Annotated in this window: 19 protein-coding genes and 1 riboswitch; of the genes, 11 read left to right on the top strand and 8 right to left on the bottom strand. The window is 55.2% G+C overall.

Annotated features, from left to right (window positions below):
• Positions 1–2: 2 nt before the first annotated feature.
• The gene (ftsY, locus tag HV237_RS01260) at positions 3–1,529 is read right to left on the bottom strand and encodes a signal recognition particle-docking protein FtsY (protein ID WP_047358181.1); all 1,527 of its coding nucleotides are present in this window, start codon (positions 1,527–1,529) and stop codon (positions 3–5) included.
• Between the two features lie 276 nt (positions 1,530–1,805).
• On the opposite strand from ftsY, the gene rsmD reads away from it, so the two are divergent.
• Both rsmD and HV237_RS01250 read left to right on the top strand, forming a co-directional pair.
• Positions 1,806–2,402, top strand: a complete 597-nt coding sequence (gene rsmD / locus HV237_RS01255) for a 16S rRNA (guanine(966)-N(2))-methyltransferase (protein ID WP_016157666.1) — start codon at positions 1,806–1,808, stop codon at positions 2,400–2,402.
• A complete protein-coding gene (locus tag HV237_RS01250) occupies positions 2,392–2,667 on the top strand; it encodes a DUF1145 family protein (protein WP_016154842.1) in 276 nt (91 codons plus the stop codon). The genes rsmD and HV237_RS01250 overlap by 11 nt, the downstream gene beginning before the upstream one ends.
• Positions 2,668–2,751: 84 nt before the next feature.
• On the opposite strand, the gene HV237_RS01245 is transcribed toward HV237_RS01250, so the two are convergent.
• The gene (locus tag HV237_RS01245) at positions 2,752–3,126 is read right to left on the bottom strand and encodes a DUF2500 domain-containing protein (RefSeq protein ID WP_016154843.1); all 375 of its coding nucleotides are present in this window, start codon (positions 3,124–3,126) and stop codon (positions 2,752–2,754) included.
• 141 nt (positions 3,127–3,267) lie between these two features.
• On the opposite strand from HV237_RS01245, the gene HV237_RS01240 reads away from it, so the two are divergent.
• Positions 3,268–3,894, top strand: a complete 627-nt coding sequence (locus HV237_RS01240; protein WP_047358182.1) for a lysoplasmalogenase — start codon at positions 3,268–3,270, stop codon at positions 3,892–3,894.
• A gap of 74 nt (positions 3,895–3,968) precedes the next feature.
• Positions 3,969–6,167: a Zn(II)/Cd(II)/Pb(II) translocating P-type ATPase ZntA gene (gene zntA / locus HV237_RS01235; protein WP_047358183.1), complete on the top strand. Its 2,199-nt coding sequence runs from the start codon at positions 3,969–3,971 to the stop codon at positions 6,165–6,167.
• Between the two features lie 46 nt (positions 6,168–6,213).
• On the opposite strand, the gene tusA is transcribed toward zntA, so the two are convergent.
• On the bottom strand, positions 6,214–6,459 hold the full coding sequence (gene tusA / locus HV237_RS01230) for a sulfurtransferase TusA (RefSeq protein ID WP_003827551.1): 246 nt from the start codon (positions 6,457–6,459) through the stop codon (positions 6,214–6,216).
• A 168-nt stretch (positions 6,460–6,627) separates the two neighbouring features.
• On the opposite strand from tusA, the gene HV237_RS01225 reads away from it, so the two are divergent.
• Together HV237_RS01225 and HV237_RS01220 are read left to right on the top strand one after the other, a co-directional pair.
• Complete coding sequence (locus HV237_RS01225) at positions 6,628–7,293, top strand: 7-cyano-7-deazaguanine/7-aminomethyl-7-deazaguanine transporter (protein WP_019078120.1); 666 nt, start codon at positions 6,628–6,630, stop codon at positions 7,291–7,293.
• Positions 7,294–7,365: 72 nt separating this feature from the next.
• Positions 7,366–7,923, top strand: coding sequence for a DcrB family lipoprotein (locus HV237_RS01220; RefSeq protein ID WP_016154847.1), 558 nt, complete (start codon positions 7,366–7,368; stop codon positions 7,921–7,923).
• A 3-nt stretch (positions 7,924–7,926) separates the two neighbouring features.
• Here HV237_RS01220 and HV237_RS01215 read toward each other — a convergent pair whose 3' ends face one another.
• Complete coding sequence (locus HV237_RS01215) at positions 7,927–9,144, bottom strand: MFS transporter (RefSeq protein ID WP_047358184.1); 1,218 nt, start codon at positions 9,142–9,144, stop codon at positions 7,927–7,929.
• A gap of 133 nt (positions 9,145–9,277) precedes the next feature.
• Here HV237_RS01215 and HV237_RS01210 point away from each other — a divergent pair, with 133 nt between their 5' ends.
• A complete protein-coding gene (locus tag HV237_RS01210) occupies positions 9,278–10,327 on the top strand; it encodes an AI-2E family transporter (RefSeq protein WP_047358185.1) in 1,050 nt (349 codons plus the stop codon).
• Between the two features lie 62 nt (positions 10,328–10,389).
• The gene (gene acpT / locus HV237_RS01205) at positions 10,390–10,980 is read left to right on the top strand and encodes a 4'-phosphopantetheinyl transferase AcpT (protein WP_047358186.1); all 591 of its coding nucleotides are present in this window, start codon (positions 10,390–10,392) and stop codon (positions 10,978–10,980) included.
• On the opposite strand, the gene HV237_RS01200 is transcribed toward acpT, so the two are convergent.
• Complete coding sequence (locus HV237_RS01200; RefSeq protein ID WP_047358187.1) at positions 10,972–11,478, bottom strand: phenolic acid decarboxylase; 507 nt, start codon at positions 11,476–11,478, stop codon at positions 10,972–10,974. The two genes, acpT and HV237_RS01200, sit on opposite strands and share 9 nt — an antisense overlap.
• A 99-nt stretch (positions 11,479–11,577) precedes the next feature.
• Here HV237_RS01200 and HV237_RS01195 point away from each other — a divergent pair, with 99 nt between their 5' ends.
• Both HV237_RS01195 and nikR read left to right on the top strand, forming a co-directional pair.
• Positions 11,578–12,438, top strand: a complete 861-nt coding sequence (locus HV237_RS01195) for a LysR family transcriptional regulator (protein ID WP_047358188.1) — start codon at positions 11,578–11,580, stop codon at positions 12,436–12,438.
• A gap of 91 nt (positions 12,439–12,529) precedes the next feature.
• The gene (nikR, locus tag HV237_RS01190) at positions 12,530–12,931 is read left to right on the top strand and encodes a nickel-responsive transcriptional regulator NikR (RefSeq protein WP_005121550.1); all 402 of its coding nucleotides are present in this window, start codon (positions 12,530–12,532) and stop codon (positions 12,929–12,931) included.
• A 79-nt stretch (positions 12,932–13,010) separates the two neighbouring features.
• Here nikR and HV237_RS01185 read toward each other — a convergent pair whose 3' ends face one another.
• Genes HV237_RS01185 through HV237_RS01175 form a run of 3 tightly spaced genes read right to left on the bottom strand, consistent with a single transcriptional unit; the run spans position 13,011 to position 17,946 of the window.
• On the bottom strand, positions 13,011–14,135 hold the full coding sequence (locus HV237_RS01185) for an ABC transporter permease (protein ID WP_019078107.1): 1,125 nt from the start codon (positions 14,133–14,135) through the stop codon (positions 13,011–13,013).
• Entirely contained in the window at positions 14,135–16,882 is a 2,748-nt protein-coding gene (gene rbbA / locus HV237_RS01180; RefSeq protein ID WP_047358189.1) for a ribosome-associated ATPase/putative transporter RbbA, read from the bottom strand. Before rbbA ends, HV237_RS01185 begins: the two co-directional genes overlap by 1 nt.
• Positions 16,879–17,946, bottom strand: a complete 1,068-nt coding sequence (locus HV237_RS01175; RefSeq protein WP_016157686.1) for an HlyD family efflux transporter periplasmic adaptor subunit — start codon at positions 17,944–17,946, stop codon at positions 16,879–16,881. The genes rbbA and HV237_RS01175 overlap by 4 nt, the downstream gene beginning before the upstream one ends.
• A 411-nt stretch (positions 17,947–18,357) precedes the next feature.
• Positions 18,358–18,541: riboswitch (M-box (ykoK) riboswitch) on the top strand.
• Between the two features lie 55 nt (positions 18,542–18,596).
• On the opposite strand from HV237_RS01175, the gene HV237_RS01170 reads away from it, so the two are divergent.
• Entirely contained in the window at positions 18,597–19,610 is a 1,014-nt protein-coding gene (locus tag HV237_RS01170; protein WP_047358190.1) for a magnesium transporter, read from the top strand.
• Positions 19,611–19,614 lie beyond the last annotated feature (4 nt).

The following is a 19,614-nucleotide window of genomic DNA, read 5'->3' as shown; positions in this document are numbered from 1 at the left end:
TGTTAATCCTCTCGGGCAAAAAGTGCCTCTATAAAATCGTCCGCTTTAAACGGACGTAAATCCTCGATACGTTCGCCCACACCGATATAGCGGATAGGGATGCCAAACTGATCGGCAACCGAGAAGATGACCCCGCCCTTCGCTGTACCGTCCAGCTTAGTCAGGGTGATACCGGTTAAGCCCACGGCTTCATGGAACAGTTTGGCCTGGCTTATCGCATTCTGCCCGGTGCTGGCGTCGATAGTCAGCATAACTTCATGCGGCGCATCTTCGTCGAGCTTCTTCATGACGCGAACGATTTTTTTCAATTCTTCCATCAGGTGCGATTTGTTCTGCAAACGCCCCGCGGTATCAGCGATCAGCACATCTACATTACGCGCCTTCGCCGCCTGGATGGCATCAAAGATGACGGACGCGGAATCCGCGCCGGTATGCTGAGCAATCACCGGGATGTTGTTACGCTGACCCCAGACCTGCAGCTGCTCTACCGCCGCCGCACGGAAGGTATCGCCCGCCGCCAGCATCACCGATTTACCCTGCTGCTCAAACTGACGTGCCAGCTTTCCGATAGTGGTGGTTTTACCCACGCCGTTGACGCCAACCATTAAGATAACAAACGGCGTCTTGCCATCAACATTCAGCGGTTCTTCCACCTTCGCCAGAATCTCGCCCATCTCTTCTTTCAGCAGGCCGTACAGCGCTTCCGCGTCTTTGAGCTGCTTACGGCTGGCACCTTCCGTCAGATTCGCAATAATCTTGCGGGTCGTTTCTACGCCCACGTCGGCGATCAGCAGTTGCTCTTCCAGCTCTTCAAACAGATCATCGTCGATCTTTTTACCACGGAACAGACTGATAAATCCGGAACCAAGGTTTTCTTTTGTTTTCAGGAGGCTGCGTTTCAGACGCGCAAAGAAACCTTCTTTCGTTGGTTTTTCCTGCTCCTGGACTCCCTCTTCTTCTGTCGGTGCTTCTACGGCAGGTACTTCTACCGGCACCACCATCACGGCTTCTTCAGCTGCCTCAGCCGCCAGCGCCTGCGCTTCCAGCTCTTCATCAGTCAGGTGCGGTTCGTTTTCGGCTTCCTCTTCAACCGCCTCAACGATTTCCACGGTTTCCGCTTCGGCCTGCCACTCTTCGGCAGAAACCTCTTCGGTTTTCACCTCTTCCGGCAGTGGCAATTCTTCGCGTTCGATAACCGTCGCCGCTGGCGTTTCCACAACGGGTTCAGCTGCAGGTTCAGCAACCCGCTCAATCTCCGGCTGCGATTGTTCGGCAACAGGTTCAGCTTCCGGCTGCAGTTTTTCTATTTCCGCAACCTGTTCAGTCACTTCAACAACTTCAGCTGCAAAAGCTTCCGTTTCCGCCTCGCTACGGGTTTCCTCGGCGCGCGGCTGTTCGTCAACGACGGTAGTTTCTTCAGCAACCGGTTGTTGTTCTTCGTTTTTTAATTCTGTCTCGTTTTCCGGTGCCTGCTCTTTTTGACCAAAGCCCAGCCAGGAAAAAAAGCCACGTTTTTTCTCTTTCGCCATTTGCGACTACACTCCCCCGCTGTTGCTTCATGGCACAGCGTCAACGCTATGTACATAGCAGCTAAAAAAATGATGAAATAGTCTATCACTTATACCCAATGAATTTCGAGTTACGTCAAGGTGGCAAGCGCACGAATCCCGATGAGCTTACTTTTAGTAAGTGATTCGGGTGAGTAAGTGCAGCCAACGAAGAGGTAACTTGAAAGGCGACGGGTTAACTTAACTCACATCACCGCCTGGAATGACACGTCAGCAGCGGATTGAGCAATAATTGAAATGAAAAAACCGAATCACTCTGGTAGCGGCCAGATCCGCATTATTGGCGGCCAATGGCGTGGCCGTAAACTCCCGGTTCCGGATAGTCCCGGTCTGCGCCCAACCACCGACCGCGTACGCGAAACCTTATTTAACTGGCTGGCCCCGGTAATGGTCGATGCTCACTGCCTGGACTGCTTCGCCGGCAGCGGCGCGCTGGGACTGGAAGCCCTCTCTCGCTATGCGGCAAATGCGACGCTTCTGGAAATGGATCGCGCGGTATCACAGCAGCTACAAAACAATCTCGCCACGCTGAAAGCCCCCCATGCCCGGGTCGTCAACACCAATACCCTGACATTTTTGGCCCAGACGGGTACGCCGCATAACGTGGTGTTTGTTGACCCGCCGTTTCGCAAAGGATTACTGGAAGAAACATTAACTCTTCTGGAAACTCATGGCTGGCTGGCAAATGAAGCGTATATTTACGTTGAAAGCGAAGTAGAAAACGGTTTGCCGCCGGTTCCGGTGAACTGGTCGCTGTACCGTGAAAAAGTCGCCGGACAGGTCGCCTATCGCCTTTACCAACGTGAAGCACGAGGAGAACACGATGCTGATTAACCTGGGACGCCTGCTGATGTTGTGCGTCTGGGCATTTTTACTACTCAATATTTTCCAACCCTTTCCACGCCCGCTTAACATCTTCGTTAACGTCGCACTGATTTTTATGGTGCTGATGCACGGCATGCAACTGGCGCTGTTAAAAAGCACCATGCCTAAAGATGGCCCGCAGATGACCCGCGGAGAGAAAATCCGTATTTTTCTGTTCGGCGTCTTTGAGTTACTGGTTTGGCAGAAGAAGATTAAAGATCAGTTGAAAAAGTAACTGTGATCTTTTCGCCCGGCGGCGCTTAGCAGGCCGGGGCGACAAAATCTCCAGGCCGGACAAAGCGTAAGCCGCCATCCGGCATCAGTCAGATGAAACCTTAGCGTTCACTGTAAAATCAACAAAACGCGAACCTTTATAACTCAGCGTTCCCTTATCCCCGACCGTTAACGCATGGTACTGCTGGGCATCCAGACGAAACGTCTGCTCGAAGCCGCCACTTTGTGGCTTAAAACTGACTTCATAGCGCATGCTGGTCCCCGCCGGGCTCACTTCCTGCTGGCGGGATCGCCGATCGTTAAGCGGTTTTTCCCGTTTGTTACTCACCACCACCTGCTTTTGCACTAACGGCGCAGTATCATTATCGGCTTTTTCACGCCGCTGCTGAACGAAGCGAAACGACGCAGCAACAACGATTAAAACAATGATAACAATGAAGAAAAGTGGTGGTTTGCTCATATTATTAACCCATCAGAAAATGCGGAAATAAGCATACATTGCCTGTTATGGTGTTGTCATCTGGCAGTGTCGACCTCTACACTGAACAGTAGAGCCGTGAGCACCCCGCTTACGAAAAAATAACGAATTCAAGGAACTAAGATGCTTTGGTCGTTTATCGCTGTCTGCCTTTCCGCATGGTTGTTCGTGGATGCTTCCTATCGTGGGCCCGCCTGGCAACGCTGGGTCTTTAAACCCCTAACGTTACTCCTGCTGGCGCTGCTGGCCTGGCAGGCGCCAATGTTTAATGCTGTCAGCTATCTGGTGCTGGCTGGCCTGCTTGCCTCGCTGCTGGGCGATGCGCTGACGCTGTTACCGCGCCAACGCCTTTTGTATGCCGTGGGGGCATTCTTCCTGTCGCATCTGCTGTATACCATTTACTTCGCCAGCCAAATGACGCTGTCGTTCTTCTGGCCTTTGCCGTTGGTGCTGGTGGGGCTGGGGGCGTTGCTGATTGCCGTGATCTGGACGCGTCTGGAAGAGCTACGCATCGCTATCTGTACCTTTATTGGTATCACGCTGATGATGGTCTGGATGGCTGGTGAGCTGTGGTTCTTCCGCCCGACCGCTCCGGCGCTGTCGGCTTTTATGGGCGCATCACTCCTGTTCATCGGCAACATTGTCTGGCTGGGTAGCCATTACCGTCGCCGCTTCCGCGCCGATAACGCAATTGCTGCCGCCTGCTACTTCGCCGGACATTTCCTGATTGTTCGTTCGTTGTATCTTTAAAACGCTTGACTCTGGAGTCGACTCCAGAGTGTATCCTCCGGTTAATATGAAATGATTATCAACCGGAGGATGCCATGTCGACACCCGATTCCAGTGGCAAAAAAGCCCCACAATTTTCTTCTTTCAAGCTAGCGCCTGCGCCACAAAAGGCTGACGACTGCTGCTGCGAAGGAAGTTGCTCCACCCCACCACCCGTATCCGGTACCGTAATGGGTACCCGCTACTCCTGGAAAGTGGCAGGCATGGACTGTGCAGCCTGCGCCCGAAAAGTGGAGAATGCGGTCCGCCAGGTCAACGGCGTCAACCAGGTCCAGGTTCTGTTCGCCACCGAAAAACTGGTAGTCGATGCGGGTTCCGATATCCGCCTGCAAGTTGAAAGCGCAGTGCAAAAGGCAGGCTATACCCTGCGCGATGAGCAAGCGCCAGACGCCGCCCCCGAGTCGCGGTTTAAAGAGAACCTGCCGCTGATTTCGCTGATTATCATGATGGCGATTAGCTGGGGGCTGGAGCAGTTCAATCACCCCTTTGGCCAGATAGCATTTATCGCCACCACGCTGGTAGGTCTGTATCCCATTGCCCGTCAGGCCCTGCGTCTGATGAAAACCGGCAGCTACTTTGCCATTGAAACGTTGATGAGCGTGGCCGCCATTGGCGCACTGTTTATCGGCGCGACGGCCGAAGCCGCCATGGTGCTGCTGCTGTTTTTAATTGGCGAACGCCTGGAAGGATGGGCCGCCAGCCGCGCCCGTAAAGGGGTCAGCGCACTGATGGCGCTCAAGCCGGAAACCGCCACGCGCCTGCGTAACGGCGAGCGCGAAGAGGTTGCTATCAATACTCTCCAGCCAGGCGATGTTATCGAGGTTGCCGCAGGTGGGCGTTTACCAGCCGATGGCAAGCTGGTTTCCGGGTTTGCCAGCTTTGATGAAAGCGCCCTGACCGGCGAATCGATACCGGTTGAGCGCGCCACCGGCGAGAAAGTCCCGGCGGGTGCCACCAGCGTGGACCGTCTGGTAACGCTGGAAGTACTCTCCGAACCGGGTGCCAGCGCCATTGACCGTATTCTGAAATTGATTGAAGAAGCGGAAGAACGCCGCGCCCCCATTGAGCGTTTTATTGACCGTTTCAGCCGGATTTACACCCCAGCCATTATGGCGGTTGCGTTGTTGGTCACCCTTGTACCACCGCTGCTGTTTGCCGCATCCTGGCAGGAGTGGATTTATAAAGGGCTGACGCTGCTGCTGATTGGCTGCCCATGTGCGCTGGTGATTTCCACACCCGCCGCCATTACCTCTGGCCTTGCCGCCGCGGCACGTCGTGGCGCGTTAATCAAAGGCGGGGCCGCGCTGGAGCAGTTGGGTAGGGTAACGCAGGTCGCGTTTGATAAAACCGGCACCCTGACCATCGGTAAACCGCGCGTCACGGCGATTCACCCGGCAAGCGGTATTGGCGAGGCAGAACTGCTGGCGCTGGCGGCAGCAGTAGAGCAAGGCGCGACGCACCCGCTGGCGCAGGCGATTGTTCGGGAAGCCCAAACGCGCGAACTGACTATCCCTGTCGCAAAAGATCAGCGGGCGCTGGTTGGCTCTGGCATTGAAGCACTGGTCAACGGCGAACGCGTGCTGATTTGCGCCGCCGGTAAGCAGCCTGCCGATGCTTTTGCCGGGCAGATAAGCGAGCTGGAAAGCGCGGGTCAAACAGTGGTACTGGTGCTGCGTAACGATGCCGTTCTCGGCGTGCTGGCCCTACAGGACACGCTGCGCGACGACGCCCGTAGCGCCATCAGCGAGCTTAATCAGATTGGCGTGAAAGGGGTGATTCTGACGGGCGATAACCCGCGAGCGGCGGCAGCTATTGCCAGTGAATTGGGTCTCGAATTCAAAGCGGGTCTATTACCGGAAGATAAAGTACAGGCCGTTACCCATCTTAACCAACAGTCGCCGCTGGCGATGGTCGGCGATGGCATCAACGATGCTCCGGCAATGAAAGCAGCCACCATTGGCATTGCGATGGGAAGCGGGACCGATGTCGCCCTGGAAACCGCCGATGCCGCCCTGACCCACAACCGCCTGCGTGGTCTGGTGCAAATGATTCAGTTAGCCCGCGCCACCCACGCCAATATTCGCCAGAACATTGCGATTGCGCTAGGCCTGAAGGGGATTTTCCTCGTCACCACGCTGCTCGGGATAACCGGACTGTGGCTGGCGGTGCTGGCAGATACGGGGGCGACGGTACTGGTGACCGCTAACGCACTGCGGTTACTACGTAAAGGATAATGCGTCTATGCCGGACGGCAGTTGCATTAGCGCCATCCGGCTGAGATTACTGGCCTTTGCGCACCAGATAGCGGTACGGCAGAGAATCGGTCTCTTTTGCTACCAGCTCATGCTCCATAAAGGTACAGAAGCCGGGAATGTCACGGGTTGTCGCCGGATCGTCGGCGACAATCAGCAGCGTTTCACCCGCCTGCATGCCGCGCACGGTTTTACGCACCATCATTACGGGTTCCGGGCAGCGCAGCCCCTGGGCATCAAGAGTATGGTCGGGAGAGGTAAACAGATCGCTCATCGTAGTCTCGTTCATTCAAAAACGGCGTTATTTTACGCTCTGTTGTGGCGTAAGCCAATCAGGTTAACGATTGCGTGAAAAACAACCATTGCAATGTGCTCTTAAAGCAGTATCATGCGACGGTTTTTTATTGGGTTCCCTCACCCCATCCAACAAAAAGGTCACAATATGACTCCGTTTACACAATCTCAACGCGTAAAAGCGTTGTTTTGGCTATCGCTATTTCATCTGCTGGTGATCACCTCCAGCAACTATCTGGTGCAGCTACCGATCTCCATTTTTGGTTTCCATACCACATGGGGCGCTTTCAGCTTTCCGTTTATTTTCCTCGCGACCGATCTGACCGTGCGTATTTTTGGCGCTCCGTTGGCACGACGTATCATCTTTGCGGTAATGATCCCCGCGCTGCTGATCTCCTATGTCGTTTCATCACTGTTCTATATGGGATCGTGGCAGGGATTCGGCGCACTGCTGCACTTTAATCTGTTTGTCGCCCGTATCGCCGCCGCCAGCTTTATGGCTTACGCGTTGGGTCAAATTCTGGATGTGCATGTCTTTAACCGCCTACGTCAGAACCGTCGCTGGTGGCTGGCGCCAACGGCTTCGACGCTGTTTGGCAACATCAGCGATACGTTAGCCTTCTTCTTTATCGCTTTCTGGCGCAGCCCGGATGCCTTTATGGCCGAGCACTGGATGGAAATCGCGCTGGTCGACTACTGCTTCAAAGTGCTGATCAGCATTATTTTCTTCCTGCCGATGTACGGCGTGCTGCTGAATATGTTACTGAAAAGGCTGGCAGATAAATCCGAAATCTCTGCATTGCAGACGAGTTAAAGGTTCATTTTCCGAGTTGTGATAAGATGGACGAATGAGCCGTTATGGCCGTTTATCGAAAGGAAGAAGTCAATGCGCAATCTGGTTAAATATGTCGGTATTGGCCTGCTGGTTATGGGGCTTGCGGCCTGTGATAATAGCGATACAAAAGCGCCAGCAGAGGGTGCTGCCGCAGAAAGTAGCGCCACTGGACAACCGGTCAGCCTGTTGGACGGTAAACTCAGTTTTTCCCTGCCAGCGGATATGACCGATCAGAGCGGCAAACTGGGCACCCAGGCGAACAATATGCACGTTTATTCTGACGCAACCGGCCAGAAAGCGGTGATTGTAATTGTTGGCGACAATACCAACGAAGACCTGGCTGTGCTGGCAAAACGCCTGGAAGATCAGCAGCGTAGCCGCGACCCGCAGTTGCAGGTCGTCACCAATAAATCGATTGAACTGAAAGGCCACACGCTGCAGCAGTTAGACAGCATCATCTCGGCCAAAGGCCAGACCGCTTACTCTTCCGTGGTGTTGGGTAAAGTCGATAACCAACTGCTGACTCTGCAAATCACGCTGCCTGCTGACGATCAGCAAAAAGCGCAGACTACCGCAGAAAACATCATTAACACGCTGGTTATCCAGTAACGGTTAAGACGATGACTCGGCCTCCGGTGACACCACCTGAGGCCGTTTTTTTAATCGCCAGGTCAGCAATAACGCCACCGCCACCAGCCCTGCCGCCGCCAGATAGATAACCGGCACGCCCGCCCAGGTCATGACCAGCCCGGCCAGCGGCCCCGTAACTCCCAGTGATAAATCCATAAACACCGTATACGTCGCCAGCGCAGCGCCCTGATTTTGCTGCGGGACGGCTTTTACCGCCACCACGCCCAGCGCCGGGAACACCAGCGAGAACCCTGCACCGGCCAGCAGGACGCCGCTTTTCGCCATCCACGGCATGGAAGCCATCCCGACCAGCAGCAACCCAACAATCTCGACGCTAAAGCAGATCATCGCCACATTTAGTCCACCTAAACGGTTGATACCATTTGGGAATAACAGGCGGGTCCCCACAAACGTGCAGCTAAAAAGCGTCAGCGCGAAAGCGGCGCCGTCCCAGCCTTTGGCATCATAAAACAGGGTAATGAAAGTGGCGATCACGCCAAATCCGGCTGAGGCCAGGGCCAGCGCCATGCCGTACAACCAGACACGCCCAAGCACCGCGCGAAACGGCAATGGTTTGCCTTTGCTGGCCTTCACCGCCGGACGAGGGAGCGCCAGCAGTATTGCCAACAGCGCCACGCCCATCACGGTCAGCGCCAATCCCTGTAAGCCACCCCAGGCATAAAACAGAACGCCCAGCGGAGCGCCTATCGCCATCGCGCCATAGGTCACGATGCCGTTCCACGAAATCACCCGTCCGATGTGCATTGAACCAACGACCCCAACCCCCCACAGCGTAGAGCCAGTCCCGGCAAAGCTTTGCCCGATCCCTAGAATCACGCGCCCCAGGCATAACAGCAGCAGGCTGGCCAGCGGCCAGCCATTCGTGAAGCCCGCCAGGAAGTAGCCCAGACCACTTAAAAAACAGCCACACAGTCCGAATACCACAATCTTCTTTGGCCCCAGCAGGTCGGCATAGCGACCGGCATGTGGACGGCTCAGCAGCGTAGCGAAATATTGCAGGCTGATGACCAGCCCTGCCCAAAAAGCGCTAAATCCCATCACATCATGGACATAGCCTGGCAATACAGCGAGCGGCAGACCAATGGTCAGGTAGCTGGCGAAGTTAAACATCACCACAGAGACAATACGCAGATTAAGGCGTAAACCGCTAAGCGTCGGTTCAGCGACGGGTTCGGGCATGGAGGATCACCACGTTTTCACAACAGTGTTTCATTTCTACCATGTTGCCGGGCAGAAATCAGTAGTCAGTTTAGGAATATCAGTCGCAAGCCAGCCGCTACACTTAATGCAAAAACGCAAACAGGAAGACGACATGACAACCGCCCAGCCCGATAAAACGGGTTTGCACATTCTGCTCAAACTGGCCGCTCTGGTGGTGATCCTCGCGGGTATTCATGCTGCGGCGGATATCATCGTACAGCTTCTGCTGGCCCTTTTTTTTGCCATTGTATTGAATCCGCTGGTCACCTGGTTTATTCGCCGGGGTGTACGTCGGCCAGTCGCGATAACGTTAGTCGTGGTGGTGATGCTGATCGTTCTTACGGCGTTAATCGGCGTTCTGGCGTCATCCATTACTGAATTCATGGCCATGCTGCCAAAATACAATAAGGAGCTGACGCGCAAGGTTCTGTATCTGCAAGAGATGGTGCCTTTTCTGAATCTGCATATGTCCCCGGAGCGCATGCTGCAACGTATGGATTCCGACAAGCTGATGACCTTCACAACTACGCTGATGACAAGTCTTTCCGGTGCCATGGCCAGCGTCGTTCTGCTGGTGATGACGGTGGTCTTTATGTTGTTTGAGGTGCGTCATGTCCCCTATAAGCTGCGCTTTGCGCTGAACAACCCCCAAATCCATATTGCGGGGCTGCATCGGGCGCTGAAAGGTGTATCTCACTATCTGGCGCTGAAAACGTTGCTCAGCTTATGGACCGGCGCCATCGTCTGGCTGGGGCTGGCGCTAATGGGTATTCAGTTTGCTCTGATGTGGGGTGTGCTGGCATTCCTGCTAAATTACGTGCCCAACATTGGCTCGGTCATTTCCGCCGTTCCACCCATGATCCAGGCGCTGCTGTTCAACGGCGTTTACGAATGCGTGCTGGTTGGGGCGCTGTTTCTGGTGGTGCATATGGTAATTGGCAACATCCTCGAGCCCCGCATGATGGGGCACCGGCTGGGATTATCGACGCTAATCGTCTTTCTCTCTTTGTTGGTGTGGGGATGGCTGCTTGGTCCGGTAGGTATGCTGCTCTCCGTGCCGTTAACCAGCGTGTGTAAAATCTGGATGGAAACCACCACAGGCGGTAGCAAACTGGCAATTTTGCTGGGACCCGGCAGGCCCAAAACCCGATTACCTGGATAAACTTGCAAACAGCATGTATAGAATGGTAAACAACCCCATTATTACTAAAGGTTAGCCCTGATATGTACCGGATCGTTCTTGGGAAAGTTTCTGTTTTAAGCGCTGGCGCACTGCCTGCCGCATTGCGTGAGCAGGCCCCGCAAGGCGCTCGTCGTGCGCGCTGGCTGGCTGGTCGCGTGCTGCTTTCCCATACTCTTTCGCCATTACCGGACATCATCTACAGTGAGCAAGGAAAACCGGCCTTTTCCGCCGACACACCGCTGTGGTTCAATCTCAGCCACAGCGGTGATGATATTGCCCTGCTGCTCAGCGACGAAGGGGAAGTCGGCTGTGATATTGAAGTCGTTCGCCCGCGCGATAACTGGCAGACGCTGGCAAATACGGTGTTCAGTCTCAGGGAACATGCCGAAGTTGAGGCCGAACACCCGGAGCAACAGCTGGCGGCGTTCTGGCGCATCTGGACGCGTAAAGAAGCTATCGTGAAACAGCGTGGCGGCAGCGCCTGGCAAATTGTCAGCGTCGACAGCACCGCGCTAACCTCCTCACTCTCAGTCAGCCAGTGCCAGCTCGATACCCTGAGCCTGGCGGTGTGTACCCCCACGCCGTTTACTCTGACCGCCGACGCCGTGCAGCGTCTGGAAGCCTTAGCGTAAATTTTCCGGGAAGTTTTCCGGCAATTCATTGGCCGCACAGGCAATAACGCTGTCATTATTCGCCCCACAGTCACGCACGAAGGTGATGGTCGCAAACTCGTCAATCACCTCAGTTGGATATGCCGGACCCGCATCGCGATATGACATCATCAGCGGAATATGGTCATTCTGGAAACAGACCGTTTTTTGCGGATGGTTAATCACCCAGCGTGGGAAAAAGATGGTGCCGTGAAAGAGTTTGTCGCCCAGATTTACGATCAGGCTGACGTCGGTCCCGGTCGGCTCGGTCCATGAAATTTTATAAACACTCTCGCCAACCCGCACAATGTACGCCCGCTGATCCTTCACCCAACGATTCCCCACAATGCCGCTGTGAATACGGTAATCCAGAGTGGTGTCGTTTTTCACGTAGATCTCGTAATTCCAGCCATTATCGTAGGTATAGACCAGATGTTTGCCGACAAAGCCGCTCAAATCATGTTTATCAAAAGTGCTCATATTCGTTCTCCTCTTACTTGATGCGAGGATCTTAACGCTTCAAAAATTGGATGAATAACGCTATGTTTACATCATATTCATTCAATTTTTAGATGAGTTATGCACAAGACAACGCTGGAGCAATGGGCCTTACTGGAGAAAGTCGTGGAGCTGGGCAGCTTTGCTAAAGCTGCGGAAGAGACCAACCGTAGCCAGTCTTCGGTGAGCTACAATCTGGCGCTACTGCAGGAGCGGCTTGGCGTGACGCTGCTGACGCCGGAAGGTCGCAGGGCGGTATTAACTCCTGCGGGAGAGCTACTGCTGGGCCAGGTCAAACCGTTACTGAAGGCCTTTTTATGGGTGGAAACCCGGGCAGCAACGTTGCAAAACGGCACGCGAACGCGGCTGGATTTCATGGTAGATAGCATCTTCCCACGCAAACGCCTGTTCGCGATCCTCAAGCAGTTTCAGCAGGCGTGGCCGCAGACGCAGGTACGTTTGACCGAAGTGCTGGAGAATGCTGACGATCGACTGGCGGCGCATGCCGATGCGGACGTGATGGTCCTGACCCGACGCCAGGATATCACCGGCCGCGGCGAATGGCTGATGAATATTGACTTCGTGGCCGTTGCCCACCGCGATCACCCGCTCTGCATGTTGAATGCGCCGCTGGATGAAGACGCGTTACGCGCGTGGCCGCTGATTCGCATTGCCGATCGCGACAACCCGCAGCAAGCGGTGCGCGATGCCTGGACCTTCTCGACCATTGATGCCGCGATTGAGGCGGTGATGTATCAGGTCGGTTACGGCTGGTTGCCTGAGGAGCGAATTCAGCAGCAGCTTGAGCAGGGGCTATTACGACCGCTGCCGTTAAGCCATGGCGCTCGCCGTGCCACCCCGCTGCATCTGATCGTCAAAGACACGCTCGCGCCGCTGGATGAACAGGTAACAACCCTGCTGCGTTTATTGCGAGAGCATTAACCTTTTCCCCGGATGCCGGAGGTGTGTTACAAAATACGCTATTCCCCTTACTCCCTGTGCGCCCACGCGCCACATGAAAGGTTAATTGCAGATGCAACGAGTCACCATTACCCTCGATGACGATTTACTGGAAACGCTCGACAGCCTGAGCCAGCGCCGTGGCTATAACAACCGTTCCGAAGCGATCCGCGATATTCTGCGCGGCGCACTGGCGCAGGAAACTACCCAGGAGCACGGCACTCAGGGATTCGCAGTGCTCTCGTATGTTTATGAGCATGAGAAGCGTGACCTGGCGAGCCGTATTGTTTCCACCCAACATCACCACCACGATTTATCAGTCGCCACGCTGCACGTGCACATCAACCATGACGACTGTCTGGAAATCGCTGTGCTAAAAGGTGACATGGGCGATGTGCAGCATTTTGCCGATGACGTGATTTCCCAGCGCGGCGTGCGCCACGGTCATCTGCAGTGCCTGCCGAAAGAAGAGTAATTGCTTGTTTTGTTGCCCGGCCTACATTCATTCCCGTTTGTAGGCCGGGTAAGGCGCAGCCGCCACCCGGCAATAATATTTACGCCATCGTGCCAATCGTCTTTCTGAAACGCAGCAGAGCTATCAGGAAGAACGTACTGCCAATCGCCAGCAGCGTCAGGAACTGCGGCCAGACAATATTAAATCCTGCGCCGCGGTAAAGAATCGCCTGCGCAAGGCTAACAAAATGGGTAGTCGGCATCGTCAGCATAATGTCCTGCACCGCCTGCGGCATGCTTTCACGCGGTGTAGAGCCGCCGGAGAGCATCTGTAACGGCAGCAGTACCAGAATCATCAGCAGCCCCAGTTGTGGCATGGAGCGCGCCAGCGTGCCCATAAAAATGCCGATTGATGTGGTGGCGAACAGGCTCAGCGCCACTCCCAGCATAAACAGCGGTATCGAGCCTTCAATCGGTACGCCAAGCACACCTTTTACCATCAGCATCAACGACAGACCGGAAACCACCAGCACCACCAGCCCCATCGACCAGATTTTTGCCATCATGATTTCAAACGGCGTCACCGGCATCACCAGCAGGTGCTCAATGGTCCCATGTTCACGCTCGCGAATCAGCGCCGACCCGGTAAGCACAATCGCCAGCATGGTGATGTTGTTGATAATCGCCATCACCGCGCCAAAGCGGGCGGGTTCCAGATTAGGGTTAAAGCGCATACGCATTTCCAGCGCCACTGGCAGCTCGCTGTTATCGCGGTAACGCGACACAAAGCTGTTCACCTCGCCACTAATGATATTCTGGATATAGCTGTTGCCGGTAAAGGCCTGGCTCATCCGCGTGGCATCGACGTTAACCTGAATATCCGGCTGCCGCCCAGCCAGTACATCGCGCTGAAAATCAGGCGGAATGTTCACAGCGAAGGTATAGCGCCCGGCATCCAGCCCGGCATCCATCTCATCGGCGGTAATCATCTCCGGCGGTAAAAACCACGGACGATAAAAACTGTTCACAATGCGATTCGACAACTGCGACTGGTCCATATCGGCAATAGCAATCGGCGCCAGGTGCAGCGACCCTGGCAGAACGGTCGCGGAAGAGTAAACCGAGACCGTGAAGGCGAAGACGATCAGCGTCAGCATCGCTTTGTCACCCAGCAGGCTGCGTAACTCTTTGATGCCGAGGTTATAAATATTCCGTAATCGGCGCATCACCCCTCCTGTTTTTTCAGCAGCAATACGCTCAGACCAATGACCACTGGAATGGCTACCGCCAGCGGAATAAACAGCGGCCAGAGATCGGTCAGATCCAGCGCTTTAGAGAACGTCCCGCGCGCGATGGTCAGAAAATGGCTGGTCGGGTAAATTTCGCCAATCCACCGTCCCGGCCCTTCCAGCGAGGCGACCGGGTCGATCATCCCGGAAAACTGCGTCGCCGGGATCAGCGTAATAATCGCCGTACCAAAAATGGCGGCGATCTGACTTTTCATAAACGTGGAGATTAACAATCCCAGCCCGGTGGCAATGGTGACGTACAGCAGCGCGGCCAGCGTCAGGGTCAAAAAACTCCCCTTATGCGGGACGCCGAATACAAACACCGACAGCGCGCACAGCAGCAGGAAGTTCAGCATGCCCAGCACGATGTAAGGCAACTGTTTGCCGAGTAAAAACTCGCTGCGGGTAGTGGGCGTCACGTACAGGTTGATAATCGACCCCAGCTCTTTCTCACGCACCACGCTCAGAGCGCTGAGCATGGAGGGGATCATCATCAACAGCAGCGGGATCACCGCCGGAACAATCGCTGGCAGGCTTTTCACATCCGGGTTGTAACGATAGCGAGTTTCAATGGTCATCAGTCCGTTTTGCCCGCTGGTATTTGGCTGACGCGCCATCACATCCTGCAGCCAGGTCTGGTGCATCGCCTGCACGTAGCCTCTGACCGTTTCCGCACGGCTCGGCATTGCGCCATCGACCCAGACGCCAATCTTCACCGGCGTTCCACGCGCGATATCGCGGCCAAAATTTGGCGGGATCTCTATGGCTACCGCGACTTCGCCCGAGCGCATCCGTTTGTCCAGCTCGTCATAACTGGTGAGCGGCGGCTGCTCGATAAAATAGCGCGATCCCGCCAGATTCAGCGTCCACGCCTGGCTGCTGACTGTCTGATCACGATCGAGCACCGAAAAACGCAGGTTTTCCACATCCATGCTGATGCCGTAGCCCATGATCAGCATCAGGATCACCGTGCCCATCAGCGCCAGCGTTGAACGTACCGGATCACGTCGCAGCTCCAGCGCTTCGCGGCGGCTGTAGCTGAACAAGCGCCGCAGGCTAAATCCCTGGTGCGGCGGCTGACTGTTTTCATGCACTGACGGGACATTGGCTGGCGGTAACTGAGCCTCCGGCGCCGGACCTGCCGCTTCCTGTAACCAGGAGATAAACGCTTCTTCCAGACTGGCGGCACCACGCTGTTTCACCAGCTCCTGCGGCGTACCGCTGGCCAGGACTTTTCCGGCGTGCATCAGCGACATACGGTCGCAGCGCTCCGCTTCGTTCATAAAATGGGTGGAGATAAAAATGGTCACTTTATCCTGACGCGACAGATCGACCATCAGTTGCCAGAACATGTCTCTCGCCACCGGATCGACCCCGGAGGTTGGTTCATCGAGAATGAGCATCTCCGGGCGATGGATCACCGCCACCGCCAGCGACAGGCGTTGACGGATCCCCAACGGCAGCGCGCCAGGCAACGCGTCTTCGACATCGGTCAGCGAAAAGCGCTCACTCATTTCTTGTACCCGCCCCGGGATTTCTGCTTCGGGGATATGGAACAACCGCGCGTGTAGCTCGAGGTTTTGCCGTACGGTCAGCTCGCTGTAGAGCGAAAACGCCTGCGACATATAGCCTACCCGGCGACGGGTATCGATATTCTTCGGGTCAACCGCTTGCCCAAACAGCCACGCCTCACCTTCACTTGCGGGTAGCAGCCCGGTGAGCATTTTCATGGTGGTGGATTTACCGCAGCCGTTGGAGCCGAGAAAACCGAAGATTTCCCCGCGCGGAATACGAAAGTTAACGTGGTCAACGGCCACGAACTTGCCGAAGCGCATGGTCAGATCTTTCGCCTCGATGGCAATCTCTTCCTGCTCAGCGTGATACGGCGGGATCACCACTGGCTTATGCGCCTGGCGCTGGGCTTCGGGTAACAGCGCGATAAACGCCTGCTCCAGCGTGTCGGAGTTGGTTTTTTCGCGTAGCTGCTGCGCGCTCCCGGTGGCCAGCACCTCCCCGGCGTTCATCGCCACCAGCCAGTCAAAGCGCTCGGCTTCTTCCATGTAGGCGGTCGCAACCAGCACGCTCATGTTGGTCTGCCGTTGGCGAATGCTGTTAATCAGATCCCAGAACTGGGCGCGGGACAGCGGGTCGACCCCGGTGGTAGGTTCATCGAGAATTAACAGTTCCGGGTCATGGATTAACGCACAGCACAGCCCCAGCTTTTGCTTCATCCCACCCGAGAGTTTCCCGGCCGGACGATCGCGAAACGGCGCCAGTCCGGTGCTGTTCAGCAGCTCGGTAATCCGCGCTTCGCGCTCCGCTTTGTCATGGCCAAATAGCCGGGCAAAGAAATCGACGTTCTCATACACCGACAGCGTGTGGTACAGGTTTTTCCCCAACCCCTGCGGCATCCAGGCAATGCGCGGGCAGACATCCCGGCGATGTTTCGGGTCGCGCATATCGCCGCCCAGCACCATCACGTTACCGTGTTCAATGACTCGCGCGCCGGAGATGAGCGACAGCAGGCTTGATTTTCCGACGCCATCCGGGCCAATCAGCCCCACCATACAGCGGGCGGGGATATCCAGCGTGATATTGTTCAGCGCTACCGTTTTCCCGTAATGCTGACTCACGCCGTCAAGGTGCGCCACGGGAGGAACGGGAACCAGCGCCAGATGCGTCATTGCGGCAACCTCACCATCAGGTCGTCAGGCCAGGCTCGATTTTCATCGATACGCACCCACGCCATGCCCGGCAGACCGGTTTTCACGTACTCGAGATGCTGCTGCAACAGCTCTGGCGGGATCCGCGCTTTAACGCGGAACATCAGCTTCAACCGCTCATCGCTGGTTTCAACCGTTTTCGGTGTGAACTGCGCGACGCTTGCCACAAAGCTGATGGTCGCCGGAACACGCAGATCCGGTGCGGCATCCAGCACCAGGCGCGCTTCGCCGCCAATCTTCAGTAAGCCAGCCTGTTCGGTAGGCAAGAAGAACGTCATGTAGACATCGCTGAGATCGACCATATTCAGGACGCGCCCGCCCGCAGAAAGCACCTCACCCGGTTCAGCAACACGGTACTGCACGCGACCATCGCGCGGGGCTTTCAGCTCGCTGTCATCAATATCAGCCGCAATACGACGTTCGGTGGCCTGCGCAGCTTCTACGCGGGTTTGCGCCTGAATGATGCTGGTGCGAGCGGCTTCAATTGCGGCTTTTGCCGCTGAGACCTGCGCCTTTGCGGATTCCAGCGCCGCACGTGCGCTTTCTGCCGCGGCCCGATCGTCATCCAGTTGTTGCTCAGATACGGCCCCACGCTGGGATAGCGAACGGGAACGCACGTGGCGTTTAGAAACCGACTGCAGCTCCGCCTCGCGCTGTTTTACTACCGACTGCGCGGCGCGCATTTCACTTTGCCGCTGTTCCAGCAGCGCTCGCGCCGCCGCCACCGCGCTTTCGGCCTCTTTGATTTGCGCGATCGCTTCCAGCCGCTGCTCCTGAAGCACGCGAGTATCCATTTTCGCCAACACCTCGCCCTGACGAACGAACTGCCCTTCCGACACAAGGATCGTGTCAATTCGCCCGGCAATCTTGGTAGCAATATCCACTTCGGTGGCTTCAATTCTGCCGTTGCTGGCTGCGAACCCCTCCGGTATTCCGGCAGGGCGGAGCATCCACCATGCTATCGCGGCCACCACGACCAGGATGCCCGCCCCCCACCACATCACATGACGCTTAAACTTATCCATATTCGACCCGCCGTAATCCCTGTTATCAAACGATGCGTGTCACAAAGCCCACTGAATAGCTATTCAGCGGGAGATTCCATCCGGGATGAGAAGGAATAAGAAACCATGGCCAGAGAGCGGACAGGCGTTAAGGCAACCTGCGCCGCGCAGGAAGTGAATGACGAAAATGCTGTGAAATCGGGTAGTAATGTTGTCATCATCAGCGTTCCTGGCCGGAAATGAAACACGCATACTCATAACTGCTATCTATTGAATACTAACACCTGGATTCAATATGTCTATTCGGTTGTAGTTTCCACTTCAGCCCTATCGCGCTCTGGCACAGGGAATATTTCGTATATCAACGATTGATAAACATTCACAACTATAAACATAATCAATAATTAGACATCGCTATAATAGTGGCTCATTTACCGATCTCGTTATGGCGAGGCTCCTGTACAAATACAAGTTACCGCCCTGCTGGTATCGAGAGAGGCCACTCAGGGAAATACAGGCATCCATCGAATCAAGGTGTTGCCAAGGTAACTTCTGACGATTTCACCATCGGACAGATACGTTGTTCAGTGCTAAAACCAGGACGTAGGGATCCGCCTGCGCTAACCCTGTCTTGTTCGCCCCTATGAGAGATTTTTATAGGGAATTACACCATGTCATCTATCCCACTCTGCGCCGCCCATCATCCTATGCCGGATTTCAATGGCGATGCTATCGCGCAATATATGCGCACCGATTTTATTACCCTGCCGGATCATCTCAGCGTGAACGGCGCTCGTGAATACTTTGTCTCCCAGCTCACAACGGATGATATTCCAGGCCAGGTCTTTGTTGTGGCTGGAAAAGCGCTGCGCGGGGTGTTATCCATCAAGCGCTTATTGCAGGAAAAAGATACATCGCTGAACATCAACCATCTTACGGACAGTTGTTTGTTTCATGTAAAGCCTGATGATGAACGGGCACAGGTCGTTGCCGAGTTAGCCGAACGCGAACTCGATCTGGTGGCTGTCGTTGAGAAAGGTGAGCTGGTCGGTTGTCTGATGGAAAAAGAGATCGCTCATCTACAGGAAGATGATGTTACCGAAGATGTTCAGCTTCAGGGGGCAACGTTGCCGCTGGAAAAACCCTACCTGGAGATTAGCCCGTGGACATTGTGGAAAAAACGTTCTGTCTGGCTCCTGCTGCTTTTTGTCGCAGAAGCCTATACCAGCAGCGTTCTTCAACATTTTGAAGAGGCGCTGGAATCTGCTATTGCACTGGCCTTTTTTATTCCACTATTAATTGGTACTGGCGGCAACAGCGGTACGCAGATCACCTCAACGCTGGTACGTTCAATGGCGCTGGGAGAAGTGCGGCTGCGCGATATGGGTCGGGTGATCCGCAAAGAAGTTTCAACTTCGCTGCTGATCGCCCTGACGCTGGGTCTGGCAGGCTGCTTGCGCGCGTGGATGATGGGTATCGGAGTGGAAATCACGCTAATCGTTAGCCTGACGCTGGTTTGCATTACGTTGTGGAGCGCCGTGGTGTCATCAGTGATCCCCATGGTGCTCAAGCGTATCGGCATTGATCCCGCCGTGGTTTCCGCCCCGTTTATCGCCACGCTTATCGACGGTACCGGGTTGATTATCTACTTTAAAATCGCCCAGTATTTTCTTGGTCTGAACTAATGAT

It is taken from the genome of Citrobacter sp. RHBSTW-00570, assembly GCF_013739755.1.
Classification (GTDB): Bacteria; Pseudomonadota; Gammaproteobacteria; order Enterobacterales; family Enterobacteriaceae; genus Citrobacter; species Citrobacter braakii.
This window is presented reverse-complemented; position numbering and strand designations above follow the sequence as displayed.

What these genes read in the sequence shown, in the direction of transcription:
- ftsY (WP_047358181.1), bottom strand. Translation starts at nt 1,529, where the DNA reads ATGGCGAAAGAGAAAAAACGTGGCTTTTTTTCCTGGCTGGGCTTTGGT.
- HV237_RS01215 (WP_047358184.1), bottom strand. Translation starts at nt 9,144, where the DNA reads ATGCCCGAACCCGTCGCTGAACCGACGCTTAGCGGTTTACGCCTTAAT.
- HV237_RS01225 (WP_019078120.1), top strand. Translation starts at nt 6,628, where the DNA reads ATGACTCCGTTTACACAATCTCAACGCGTAAAAGCGTTGTTTTGGCTA.
- HV237_RS01200 (WP_047358187.1), bottom strand. Translation starts at nt 11,478, where the DNA reads ATGAGCACTTTTGATAAACATGATTTGAGCGGCTTTGTCGGCAAACAT.
- HV237_RS01175 (WP_016157686.1), bottom strand. Translation starts at nt 17,946, where the DNA reads ATGGATAAGTTTAAGCGTCATGTGATGTGGTGGGGGGCGGGCATCCTG.
- HV237_RS01170 (WP_047358190.1), top strand. Translation starts at nt 18,597, where the DNA reads ATGTCATCTATCCCACTCTGCGCCGCCCATCATCCTATGCCGGATTTC.
- HV237_RS01245 (WP_016154843.1), bottom strand. Translation starts at nt 3,126, where the DNA reads ATGAGCAAACCACCACTTTTCTTCATTGTTATCATTGTTTTAATCGTT.
- rbbA (WP_047358189.1), bottom strand. Translation starts at nt 16,882, where the DNA reads ATGACGCATCTGGCGCTGGTTCCCGTTCCTCCCGTGGCGCACCTTGAC.
- HV237_RS01185 (WP_019078107.1), bottom strand. Translation starts at nt 14,135, where the DNA reads ATGCGCCGATTACGGAATATTTATAACCTCGGCATCAAAGAGTTACGC.
- HV237_RS01195 (WP_047358188.1), top strand. Translation starts at nt 11,578, where the DNA reads ATGCACAAGACAACGCTGGAGCAATGGGCCTTACTGGAGAAAGTCGTG.
- HV237_RS01210 (WP_047358185.1), top strand. Translation starts at nt 9,278, where the DNA reads ATGACAACCGCCCAGCCCGATAAAACGGGTTTGCACATTCTGCTCAAA.
- rsmD (WP_016157666.1), top strand. Translation starts at nt 1,806, where the DNA reads ATGAAAAAACCGAATCACTCTGGTAGCGGCCAGATCCGCATTATTGGC.
- HV237_RS01250 (WP_016154842.1), top strand. Translation starts at nt 2,392, where the DNA reads ATGCTGATTAACCTGGGACGCCTGCTGATGTTGTGCGTCTGGGCATTT.
- HV237_RS01240 (WP_047358182.1), top strand. Translation starts at nt 3,268, where the DNA reads ATGCTTTGGTCGTTTATCGCTGTCTGCCTTTCCGCATGGTTGTTCGTG.
- tusA (WP_003827551.1), bottom strand. Translation starts at nt 6,459, where the DNA reads ATGAGCGATCTGTTTACCTCTCCCGACCATACTCTTGATGCCCAGGGG.
- HV237_RS01220 (WP_016154847.1), top strand. Translation starts at nt 7,366, where the DNA reads ATGCGCAATCTGGTTAAATATGTCGGTATTGGCCTGCTGGTTATGGGG.
- zntA (WP_047358183.1), top strand. Translation starts at nt 3,969, where the DNA reads ATGTCGACACCCGATTCCAGTGGCAAAAAAGCCCCACAATTTTCTTCT.
- nikR (WP_005121550.1), top strand. Translation starts at nt 12,530, where the DNA reads ATGCAACGAGTCACCATTACCCTCGATGACGATTTACTGGAAACGCTC.
- acpT (WP_047358186.1), top strand. Translation starts at nt 10,390, where the DNA reads ATGTACCGGATCGTTCTTGGGAAAGTTTCTGTTTTAAGCGCTGGCGCA.